This window comes from Mammaliicoccus sp. J-M40 (assembly GCF_022386395.1).
GTDB lineage: Bacteria > Bacillota > Bacilli > Staphylococcales > Staphylococcaceae > Mammaliicoccus > Mammaliicoccus lentus.
In genome coordinates, this window is record NZ_JAJNIQ010000013.1 from 1 (window position 1) to 11683 (window position 11683).

12 protein-coding genes and 1 pseudogene are annotated in these 11683 nt (G+C 30.1%); 8 read left to right on the forward strand and 5 right to left on the reverse strand.

The window, feature by feature from the left end:
* From LQ688_RS12070 to LQ688_RS12085, 4 genes and pseudogenes are all read right to left on the reverse strand, one after another.
* A pseudogene (locus LQ688_RS12070) lies at positions 1 to 736 on the reverse strand (hypothetical protein); the annotation flags it as partial.
* A gap of 127 nt (positions 737 to 863) precedes the next feature.
* The gene (locus tag LQ688_RS12075) at positions 864 to 1286 is read right to left on the reverse strand and encodes a GNAT family N-acetyltransferase (RefSeq protein ID WP_239752818.1); all 423 of its coding nucleotides are present in this window, start codon (positions 1284 to 1286) and stop codon (positions 864 to 866) included.
* A gap of 136 nt (positions 1287 to 1422) precedes the next feature.
* Positions 1423 to 1896 carry a DUF2538 family protein gene (locus tag LQ688_RS12080; protein WP_016999622.1) on the reverse strand — a complete coding sequence of 158 codons (474 nt, stop codon included), beginning with the start codon at positions 1894 to 1896 and terminating at the stop codon, positions 1423 to 1425.
* Positions 1897 to 1911: 15 nt separating this feature from the next.
* Positions 1912 to 3213: an LCP family protein gene (locus LQ688_RS12085; RefSeq protein ID WP_147641244.1), complete on the reverse strand. Its 1302-nt coding sequence runs from the start codon at positions 3211 to 3213 to the stop codon at positions 1912 to 1914.
* A gap of 189 nt (positions 3214 to 3402) precedes the next feature.
* On the opposite strand from LQ688_RS12085, the gene LQ688_RS12090 reads away from it, so the two are divergent.
* The 5 genes from LQ688_RS12090 (at position 3403) to LQ688_RS12110 (ending at position 7471) form a co-directional block, all read left to right on the forward strand.
* Positions 3403 to 4251 (forward strand): WecB/TagA/CpsF family glycosyltransferase, encoded by an 849-nt coding sequence (locus LQ688_RS12090; protein ID WP_016999624.1) that lies wholly within the window; start codon positions 3403 to 3405, stop codon positions 4249 to 4251.
* Positions 4252 to 4385: 134 nt separating this feature from the next.
* On the forward strand, positions 4386 to 5756 hold the full coding sequence (locus tag LQ688_RS12095; RefSeq protein ID WP_239752819.1) for an AMP-binding protein: 1371 nt from the start codon (positions 4386 to 4388) through the stop codon (positions 5754 to 5756).
* On the forward strand, positions 5738 to 6886 hold the full coding sequence (locus tag LQ688_RS12100) for a thiolase family protein (protein ID WP_239752820.1): 1149 nt from the start codon (positions 5738 to 5740) through the stop codon (positions 6884 to 6886). The genes LQ688_RS12095 and LQ688_RS12100 overlap by 19 nt, the downstream gene beginning before the upstream one ends.
* Complete coding sequence (locus LQ688_RS12105) at positions 6849 to 7220, forward strand: protein vraC (RefSeq protein ID WP_239752821.1); 372 nt, start codon at positions 6849 to 6851, stop codon at positions 7218 to 7220. The genes LQ688_RS12100 and LQ688_RS12105 overlap by 38 nt, the downstream gene beginning before the upstream one ends.
* Complete coding sequence (locus LQ688_RS12110; RefSeq protein WP_070045535.1) at positions 7220 to 7471, forward strand: hypothetical protein; 252 nt, start codon at positions 7220 to 7222, stop codon at positions 7469 to 7471. Before LQ688_RS12105 ends, LQ688_RS12110 begins: the two co-directional genes overlap by 1 nt.
* Before the next feature lie 194 nt (positions 7472 to 7665).
* Here LQ688_RS12110 and tagH read toward each other — a convergent pair whose 3' ends face one another.
* A complete protein-coding gene (gene tagH, locus LQ688_RS12115; protein WP_147641246.1) occupies positions 7666 to 8460 on the reverse strand; it encodes a teichoic acids export ABC transporter ATP-binding subunit TagH in 795 nt (264 codons plus the stop codon).
* A gap of 204 nt (positions 8461 to 8664) precedes the next feature.
* Between tagH and LQ688_RS12120 the strand changes: the two genes are divergently transcribed.
* From LQ688_RS12120 to LQ688_RS12130, 3 genes are all read left to right on the forward strand, one after another.
* Positions 8665 to 9468, forward strand: a complete 804-nt coding sequence (locus LQ688_RS12120; RefSeq protein ID WP_064205009.1) for an ABC transporter permease — start codon at positions 8665 to 8667, stop codon at positions 9466 to 9468.
* An 83-nt stretch (positions 9469 to 9551) separates the two neighbouring features.
* On the forward strand, positions 9552 to 10607 hold the full coding sequence (locus LQ688_RS12125) for a CDP-glycerol glycerophosphotransferase family protein (protein ID WP_239752822.1): 1056 nt from the start codon (positions 9552 to 9554) through the stop codon (positions 10605 to 10607).
* Positions 10608 to 10611: 4 nt separating this feature from the next.
* The gene (locus LQ688_RS12130) at positions 10612 to 11664 is read left to right on the forward strand and encodes a glycosyltransferase family 2 protein (protein ID WP_239752823.1); all 1053 of its coding nucleotides are present in this window, start codon (positions 10612 to 10614) and stop codon (positions 11662 to 11664) included.
* Positions 11665 to 11683 lie beyond the last annotated feature (19 nt).

Below are 11683 nucleotides of genomic sequence, written 5' to 3' on the forward strand. Positions count from 1 at the left end.
CATCAGAGTCTTGTTCTACGTCAGAAGAATTGTCTTCAGCAGTGACATTATCAGATGTAGTGTCATCAGAAGCATTGTCATCTTCCGCTTGCTCTTTAGTATTTACATCAGAGTCTTGTTCTACGTCAGAAGAATTGTCTTCAGCAGTGACATTATCAGATGTAGTGTCATCAGAAGCATTGTCATCTTCCGCTTGGTCTTGATTATTAACGTTTTCATCAGAGTCTTGTTCTACGTCAGATGCATTATCTTCAGCATTAACATTATTAGATGTAGTGTCATCAGAAGTATTGTCATCTTTGGCTTGCTCTTGATCATTAGGTTTTTCATCAGAGTCTTGCTCTACGTCAGATGTATTATCTTCAGCATTAACATTATCAGATGTAGCGTCATCTTGGACCTTTTCTTGATTGCTAGAATTTTCAATAGGATTATTAGCTACATTGGAATAATTATTTTCTTGTGTAGTCTCATTTGAAGTTTGTTGTTCTGTAGTTTCAACGTCACCAATAATTGATGGGTCTTTGTATTCTTTACTACCAGAAATATTTAAAGATTGGTTTTGTAATTCTTGTTTTTCTTTCTGAATTTGATTTGCATTATCGTGTTGTTCAATGATGTTCGAATCTTTATTGCTCTTTGTTTCTTCGGCATTAACTTGATGAGTTACAAGTGTCGTACCTGCTAACGTCATGGCAACAATTGCGGGTGTCTTATAATAGAATTTTTTATCCATATACAATCTCCTTTGAAATAGGTATTATATTATTTAATACTAAGTATAAAGGTTATTAGAAGAAATAATCCTAAAAACACAGATTTGTAATCTAACTTTAATATTTTGTATTAATAATTTTTATAACTTAAAAAAGCTTTTTCATGTAAAAGTGGGGGATGTTTTCTTCTAAAAATTCCTCGCCTTCAGCTTTATACCCTAATTTTTCATAAAATACTTTAGCATGTGATTGTCCATTTAATGCTGTTCCAATGAAACCATCTTCTTTTGCTTTTTCATTTATAAAATTCATCACATCTTTGCCGTAACCGAAACTTCTAAATGGTTTTAACACTGCTACTCGTTCTACTTTAGCTAAGCCATCTTCATATGCTCTATATCTACCAACAGCAACAGGTTGGTTTTCATGATATAGAATAACGTGTTTAGCTATATCTTCAAATTTATCTATTTCAGCTTCTAAAGCTACACCTTGTTCTTTTACAAAAACTTCTTTTCTAATGTTAAGCGCATCATTTTTCTCTTTATCATTTTCAACTATTTTTATCATAATATTTCCTCCTAAAAGTGAATGGATTTATTATACATTAAAATGAAATATAAAAAAAAGCTCATAATCCAATTGTTGAAAAACAGTGGATTGTGAGCTTTTTGTAAGGAAAGAGATTTCCGAACTTTATCTATATTTATAATGCTTCTCTTCTGACGATAGCTGTATATTGCCAAAAAAGTCTTAGTTGGTGAATGTTCCAATTTGTTACACCCATTGTATAGCCGCTTGGTGTAAAAATTTGAATTTGACTTGTTTCAAGTGCTGCTGCTACAAGGTATTGTAAGTGCACACTTAGTGATTGCATTTCTTCAGTTAAGCCTGTTTCTGTATACACCCATGAAAAAGGAAGTGGATTTTCAAAAATATTGATGACATTAAATATTTCTGGTATCGCAATGACATAACATGCGCCATCAACAACAGGGTCATTTTCAGCTTGACTATAATAAACTATTAAAGCTTCATAATTTTCCCGATGTTCATGATTAACGAAATATAGATTTTTTCTGAAGTGTGATAAATCTCCCGCATGAACAATTTGATTTTCTAATGCATCGAACATTTTATTGATTTGTTCATATTTTTCGTATGTTTTTCGCTTTGTCATATTATGCCTCCTTTCTTAATATTGGTCTGGGCTAGGTTCTGCACTTTGATTAAATCCTTGATTATTTTGAGATGGAGCTTCCTGAGCTGGTGCATTCTGCTGTGGTACTTGTTGTTCCTGTTCTTGTGCAGGTGCATCATTGGAAGGAACATTTTGATCTGGTACTGCTTCTTGTTGTGGTACTTGTTGTTCCTGCTCTTGTGGTGGTTGTTCTACAGACTCTTCAGGTGCCGGTTCTACAGCAGGTTCAACGGTATCATTACCATCTGTATCGGCTGTACCGTCTTGTAACTGCTTTTTAGTAACTTCAACATACGGCATTAAATCACCATACGCTTGAATCATGAGATAATTCATAAAATCTGTTTTCTTAGTAGTTGACAATTTTAAGTCTTTTCTCAATTTATTTGAGAGTTTAACTAAATTATCTAAATCTGGGTTGAAGAAATAAACACCATTCACATTAGAATCTGTACCAACTAGTTGTTCAGATTCGATTTTAACTTTACTAGATGAATAAGTTGTTGCTAAATTTTGAATATCTTTGAAAGAGAAATTATGTTTAGCATTTTTACCAACTATTTTCACTAAGTCATCTAATTTATTAATAGAATTTGTTTCTTGCGCTTTTCTAATGATTGCTTTAATCATTTCCATTTGACGTTTACCACGTTCTAAATCTGAATCTTGTTTTCTAGAACGGACAACAGCTAGTGCTTCATCACCGCTTAGGTTATGTTTACCTTTTTTGACTTTTATTCTACCTTTATCTTCCGTGTTAGGTTCATTTAAATCAAATGGCACATTAAATTCTACACCGCCAAGTTCGTCTATTACTTCAACGAATGCTTCCATATTTATTCTCGCGTAGTAATCAACAGGAACATTTAAAGTTGATTCTACACTATCCATTGAACCTTCAGGACCGTCAATAGCATGAGCATGTGTGATTTTGTCATAATATTTCACTGCTGGGACATAACTCAACGTATCTCTTGGGATACTAACCATTCTAATTTGTTTTTTATCTCTATTAAATGTTGTATAAATCATAGCATCTGTACGTGATTGATTAGCTTTTTGGCCACCTTCACGTCTTGATGAGCTATCATCGACACCTAAAAATAATACTGATACATGATCTAAACTAGGATCTACTGGTTTATCTCTTAAAGAAGATTTGCTTTTATTGGATTCTAGGAAGGAATCATTAATAGCACCTCTAGTTTCAAGATAAAGCATTAGGCCGAATACAACAGGTAAAATCATAAGAACGACTGACATTAAAATTAAGCCTATTTTTGCGAATCTCTTCATATTATATATATACCCTTCCGTCTGTAGTCTTTATTTATTTTTGCATATTATACATCATACTCGATTTTACAAGTAAAATTCAACAATTTAAATGAATTATGTTTATTTAAACCAATTGTTGTAATGTTAAATTGTTGTAAAATTTATGGAAATGGTGTAAATTATAGTGAAGAATGTGAGGTGAGACAAATGGCAAAAGTGCTTGAAAAAGATTTAAGTAGAGCGAGTGAGCAAATAGTACTGAATAAAGATAATACTTACGATGTTATAAAACCACAAACGATTAATGTGCTTGGTTTGCCATTTGCAAACCTAACGGCAAATGAAATATTAGATCGTGTGAAGTATTTTATCAATCAAGATACATTTGATAATCTCTTTATCGTAACTGCAAATCCAGAGATTGCTCACTATGCATATAACAATAACCATTACCAAAGACGCATTAAACATGCAGACTATATTGTTCCAGATGGTATTGGTATTGTGAAAGCTGCCAAATATTTAAAAACACCATTAAAAGAACGCGTACCTGGTATTGAATTAATGGAAGAAATGTTGAATATCGCAAATGCTAGCAGTAAGAAGGTGTTCTTACTCGGCTCTTCAAAAGAAGGCGTTAAAGAAACAAGAAAGATATTAGAAGAACAATATCCTAACATTACATTTGATCATAAACATGGTTATAAACATGTATTAGATTATAAAGTAACGAAGAAAGTAAAAAAATTCAATCCTGATTTTATTTTTGTTGCAATGGGCTTCCCTAAACAAGAAGATTGGATTTATTACAACCGTCACCATTTTGAACACACAGTTATGATGGGTGTAGGAGGTTCATTTGATGTTATTAGTGGTAACGTTAAACGTGCTCCTGAAGTCTTTCAAAAACTTAACTTAGAATGGTTATATCGTATTATTACAGATTTAAAACGAGTTGAACGTGCGATGAAAATACCACTCTTTATGAAAGAAGTTCAAATTCAAAAACGTATAGTGCCTAAGAAAGGCAAGCATGATTATATGAAGACGAGATAAATCAAAATGATTTTAGATACCTTGTTATATGAATTAGCTATTTAATTAGTTTAATTTATAACAAGGTATTTTTTATTATTTATTTTTGAAAGTGATAAAATAAAACTAACTTAATTAGAAAGTGAGTCACTTTTATGAATATATTATCATTAATTGAGAGACAAGTAGTAAACAAGAGTAAACATGCAGCTATGATTGTTGGAAATGACCAAGTGAGCTATCAAAAATTATGGCTAGATTCACATCATTTAGTTTATAAATTAAAACAATTTCCTAATAATGCGAAAATAGGTATTGCTATAGAAAACCCAATATCATTTATAAAGTGGTATGTTGCTATTTTAATCAATAAACAGATACCGTGTGTAATTGACCCTCATTTAAACAAAGATAGATTGGATTCCTTAATCGACGAATATAACCTTGATGGATTGATTAATAATAAATCAAATGTATTTAAATATAATGTGCCACATAAAGAAAAACTAGAAAATATATTGCATATTGGATTTACCTCAGGAACAACAGGATTACCTAAAGCATATTTGAGAAATCATGAATCGTGGGTTAAATCTTTTGAATACAATGATATGTTAATTGATAATAATATCGATGTGTTAGTTGCGCCAGGGCCTCATGCTCATTCATTATCTTTATATGTTATGATCTATGCACTATGTACTGGTAGAGCATTTATTGGGCAGGTACAATTTGATACGTTATCTTTGTCAAAAGTATTACAACAAAATACAGATTCAAAAGCAATGTTTATAGTACCTACAATGTTACACAGTATGATGAATCATAATCTAAAATTAAATAAAGTTGAGACTATATTTACTTCTGGTTCTAAACTTTCTCTTCCAATGTTCAACAAATTTAAAGAAATATATCCTGAAATTAAATTAATTGAGTTTTTTGGAAGTTCTGAAGCTAGTTTTATTAGTTATAATATAGATGGTAAAGCAGCATATAATTCAGTAGGCTATTTATTTCCAAGCGTGAAAGTGAAATTAAAGGATAAAGATCAAAATAATATAGGTAAATTGTACGTTAAAAGTGATATGACTTTTAGCGGATATTTAGATGATAATATAGAAGTAAATTGGGTGAAGGTTGGTGACTGGGCTTCTCTCTCTGAAAACGGAGAACTATACTTATACGGTAGAGAAAGCAATCGGCTAATTATAGGAGGAAGAAACATCTACCCAGAAATCATAGAACAAGAACTAGTTAAATTAGATGGTATTGATGAGGTAATGATTTTAAGTGAGAAACATAATAAATTTGGTGAAATAGCGGTTTTGTTATATAAAGGAAGTACATTTCTTTCTCATGTGGAATTGAAACGTACATTACTAAGCATAGGTTTAAACCGATATGAAATTCCATCAAAACTCATTAAAATTCAAAAATTCTTATATACATCTAGTCATAAAATAGCTAGGAATTTGATAGAAGAGGCTTATAAAGAAGGCGGTGCAAAATGGAAGCAGTTATTGTAGAAGCAAAAAGGACTCCTTTTGGAAAATATGGCGGCATTCTTAAACATTTGGAACCTGAAGAATTATTAAAACCACTCTATAATTATTTGAAAGATAATCATAATGAAGCAATAGAGTACTTAGAAGAGGTTGTTTTGGGAAATGTGATAGGGAACGGTGGAAATATAGCTAGAAAATCTTTATTAGAAGCTAAACTATCACAACATATACCGGGGGTAACGATAGATAGACAATGTGGCTCGGGATTAGAAGCTGTTACATATGCTTGTAGGATGGTTCAAGCAAATGCTGGAGAAGTATATATAGCTGGAGGTGTTGAAAGCACGAGTAGAGCTCCTTGGAGAATAAAACGACCACAATCAATATATGAAACTGAACCTCCACAGTTTTATGAGCGAGCTTCATTTGCATCAGAAGAATCCGATCCTTCTATGATTGAAGCGGCTGAAAATGTTGCACAAGTATATAATTTATCTCGAAAATCTCAAGATGAGTATGCTTATAGTAGCCATCAAAAGACTTTGCAGGCTATTAAACAAGGACATTTATTACAAGAAATCTTACCACTAAAAGTAAGAAATGAAACTGTTGATAAAGATGAAAGTATAAAACCTAGATTAAATTTAAAGACTTTATCTAGATTAAAACCATTTATTCAAAATGGCACGGTCTCAGTAGGTAATAGTTGTATGAAAAATGATGGCGCAGTATTGCTGCTTATTATGAGTAAAGAGAAAGCTATTTCATTAGGCTATAAAGAAGGTTTAGAATTTGTGAATAGTGCTGTTTCTGGCGTGAATCCTAATTTGTTAGGAATTGGACCTGTACCAGCAGTTGAAAAATTATTAAAAAGAGAACATTTATCAATTAAAGATATTGATGTCGTTGAATTTAATGAAGCATTTAGCTCACAAGTACTAGCATCAAAAGAGTTGTTAAATATTCCAGATATTAAATTTAATATTTATGGTGGAGCATTGGCAATAGGCCATCCATACGGAGCTAGTGGAGCACAACTAGTAACGAGATTATATCATATGAAGCAAATGGAATATTCCATAGCTACGATGGGTATAGGAGGCGGTATGGGAAATGCGATATTATTTAAACGATGGAAAAGAGAAGATTGAAGTTTCGTTTAATCTTAAAGATGTAGAAAATTATAAAATGTTAGTTTCTATAAACGAGGATAGTCTTTATGTTCCACCATTGTATATTGCAAAAGTTTGGCCTAAATTCAAAATATTTAGTCGCTATATTAATAAGGAAATTTTATTAAGAGAAACTGAAGTTAATTCATACAAAGGATTAAAAGTAGACATCCCATATAATGCAACATTATATAAAGAGACTTCAAAGCAATTAAAAAAATATAAACTGCATACATTTTGCTTAATGATTTCAAAAGATAAAACAACTTATTTAAAAATAAAACAAACATTTGTCGAAAAGAGTGAATATTAATGAAGTTTGATCATCGAATGGTTCAAAACTATTTAGAATTGATTGAGGATTCAAACCCAGTACATGATGAAATTGTTCCAGGACAACTTGTTTGTGAGTGGCTATTACATAACGTTGAATGGAACAGTTTCAAAATAAAATATAAACAACCAATTTCAATAAATGAAAAGTTATATAAAGAAGAACAAGAAACGTTAATAAGATGTTCAAATAGTGAAGGTGTAACAAAGATAGAAATAATGAAATGTTAATAAAAAAGTAGGAACGGGACAGAAAATTTTTTTGAAAGATTTCGTAGAATTGTCTTGCCAAGAATGACTAGGGTTGAAAAAACTTGAGATAAGTACATTTTTAATCCAGTCAGCTACTTCCAATATAACAAAAGAGACTGAGGCATTCATTTGTGTCTCAGTCTCTGCTATTAGGGTGGGAGTATGAAATCTTTTTATTTAACGTAAAATCTTGTAGCATCTAATTCGTCTTTAAAAGCTTTCTTATCTTTAGCCGATTTTTTATTAAATTCTTTTAGGAAGGATTGGTATTTTGGTAGCACTTCTTCTGTATCACCAAATTCTTTCAGTCTTCCCCCCTCAATCCAAGCTATTTTTGTACAGAAATCTTTAACTTGATTAATATTATGACTTACAAAGAATATTGTTTTTCCAGCTTCTTTAAATTGGTTCATTTTGTCTAAACTTTTCTTAGTAAATGTTTGGTCTCCGACTGATAAAGCCTCGTCAATTACAAGAATATCAGGATTAACCGTGACATTTATTGCAAAACCAAGCTTAGATTTCATACCACTAGAATATTTCTTGACCGGTTGGTATATAAACTCGCCTAGCTCTGAGAATTCGATAATTTCAGGTGTTAGTTTTTTTATTTCTTTTTTAGTAAATCCTAATAAAAGCATTTTATATTCAATATTATCAACGCCATTTAATTGTGCATTCAAACCAGAATTGATAGCTATAACATTTACATCGCCATGACGTTCTATAATACCTTCAGTGGGCTGTAATGAACCGCCAATAATATTACTCAATGTTGATTTGCCTGATCCGTTAATACCGACTAGACCGATGATATCTCCTTCATAGGCAGTAAATGTAATGTCTTCTAATGCAAAAAAGCGTTTAGATTTAAAATTTGGGATAAAAACGTCTTGTAATCTTTCTTTATTAGTTCTGAAAATTTTATATTCTTTTGTTAAGTTTTTAATAACTACTGATTCTTTCATTTGTATCCATTCCTTAAAATTAGTAACATATCTATTATGCATTATTTTATCGATTTAGTAAATTTATTGTAAATTATGTGAGAATAATGTAAATTATATATATTCTATAATTCTGTTATTAACCGTTATAAATATATCATCTAACGTAAAATGATGCTATATTTATGATTAGGTTATAAATGTAAAAGCGAAAGAGTGATATTAATGCAAGCTGTATTAACAGTGATAAAGGAACACTTTAAAAACTTTTATTTAATTCAAAGGTTAGCGCGCTTTCAACTGAAAATTTCTAACCATGATAATTATCTAGGTTTAGCATGGGAATTAATTAACCCTATTCTACAAATAGGTGTTTATTGGTTTGCATTTGGTTTCGGTATACGTCAAAATGAACCAGTCGACGGCATACCATTTATATTTTGGCTATTAGTAGGTATTAGTATGTGGTTCTTTGTAAACCAAGGTATTCTTGAAGGCACAAAATCTATATCTACCAAATTTAACCAAGTAGCAAAAATGAATTTTCCTTTATCAGCAATTCCTGCTTATATTTTAACAAGTAGGTTTTATGGACATATTATTTTAGTTTTAGTTATTATTTTAATTTGTATGACTACAGGAATATTCCCGTCTGTTTATGTTTTTCAATTAGTTATATATTTACCAATGGTATATGCATTTGCTTTTTCTGTTTCGATGTTAACATCAACTTTAGGTGTGTTAATTCGAGATACTCAAATGGCCATGCAAGCAGTTCTGAGAATGTTATTTTACTTATCACCAATATTATTCGTACCTGATAAAGGTTCTATAGTAGAAATGTTTATGAAATTTAATCCCGTATACTTCTACGCTCAGGCGTATAGGGCATCAATATTATATGATTATTGGTACATAGTTGAGCATTGGAGACTAGCTCTTTATAATGTCTCCGTCATTGCTTTATTCTTTGTAATTGGATCGATACTACATGTTAAATTCAGACAAAGATTTGCTGACTTTATTTAAATCTAAATAATTCAAATAAGGATTGCTCAAATGAGTAATCCTTATTTTATAAATTCAACTTAAGTTAGGTAGGTTGTGTAACTATGTTAAGAAATATCATTAAACAAATATATTTGTATTTATTATATGGCTTGGATAAGCTTATTAATCATAAAATTAAGCAAGACCATGTGGTCGTTTTTATGACATTTAAAGAAGACGTTTTACCGATTATTAAAGCATTGAAGCAAGAAAATTATAAAATAACGATTATTGCACATCCAAGATGGATGAAAGAAGTAGAATCAATAGATGTTGAAAATGTAATTAATTTGAAAAACAAATACTTATATCAACAAATTAAAGCTATTAAAAGTAGTAAAACAGTAATTATCGATACATATTATTTATTATTAGGCGGAATTAAAAAAAATAAAAACCAAAAAATTATTCAGACATGGCATGCAGCTGGAGCTTTAAAAACATTTGGGCTTGAAGACAAAAGTATTAATCAAAATAATAAACGACAAATTAAAAATTATTTATCCGTTTATCAATTTACAGATTATTATTTAGTTAGCTCAGATATCATGAAAGATATATTTATAAGAAGCCTTGGTGCTAAAGAATCGCAAATGTTACCATTTGGTTTACCAAGATTAGATCAATATAAGCATAAAATAACGAGACCTAAACAAGATAAAAAGATAGCGTTATATGTTCCAACATACAGAGATTATACAGATCAAATTGTAACTATAAATAAACAAGCATTTGAACAAGCATGTCCTGAATATCAATTAATCACTAAACTACATCCTAGTATAAATAGTGAGAAATCAGACAGTCGAGATATCCAAACTTTAGTTGAAATAGCTGATGTAATTATTACAGACTATAGTTCTTTAAGTGTAGAAGCTTCTTTATTAGATAAACCTATTATTTTTTATAGTTATGATGAAGATATGTATAATGAAAAAAGAGGTTTAAATGAATATTATTATGAAATGACAAAGATGAACAAAGCATTTAATGAAGACGAATTGTTCGCACTTGTAAATCAAAACAAAATAAATAAAGATATAAAACCAATGTGGCATAAATATACAGATTTTAATGCAACTGAAAAGTTAATAAATTTTATACAAAAGGATGAATGATGTTATGAAAGTAAGTATTATTATCCCTGTTTACAACGCTGAAAATACAATAAAAGAAACAATAGCATCTATTTCCAGTACATATGGCCATGAAATTATTTGTATTAATGATGGTTCTAAAGATAAAAGTGCAGAAGTAATAAGTGATTTATCTCAAGATAATATTGTCCTGTTAAATAGAGAAAATAAAGGTGCTGCAGCGACAAGAAATGAAGGTATAAGTATAGCGACTGGCGAATACATTATGTTTTGTGATGCTGATGATAAGTTAGGTGAGGGCATCGTAGATAAAATGGTGGAAGCAATAGAAGCAAATAATACTGATATTGTCGTTGGGCAAATATCACATCTAGTAGGTGAAGAAGTACGACCTATTAAGACATTTAATGACTTGAAGCCAATCTCAGATACAGATTTAAATCATTCTCCAGAAATTATTCAATCTATAGGTCCATATGGCAAATTATATAAAAAGAAAGTATTAGAAAATATAAGATTTGATGAAGATATCACATTTTGTGAGGAACATACATTTAATTTAACAGCTTGGGCTAATAGTAAGATAACAATTATAGATGAATTAACTTATTTATATAATATTGGAAATGAAGATTCAATCGTAGCAACAAGTTATAAAAATATAGATAAGTATTTAAATGATGCAACTAAAGTGAGAAAAAGAACTCTAAATATATTAAAGAATTTAGAGGATAATGTATCCCAATATTATAGTTATAGAATGGATTATCTAATCATATATTTCTTAATTAGAAATAATTACTTAAAAACAGAGAATTTAAATAGTTTACTTGATGCAGCGACCAATTATTTAAAAGTAATTAAAGATGTAGATAACGAGCACAAAGAGAAATTAAAAGACATAGTATTAGCAATATCTACTCATGTAGGACATAACAAATTTGTTAGTATATCTAGAGCATTAAACATGTATCATACTAAAAAAACATACAGAACTTACCAAATGAAAGCAATAAAATTAAAAACTAAAATGACATTAAGAGATTTGAAAAATAAAAATAGTAAATCAGCTCATTAAAATTCTAAAAACACCCATT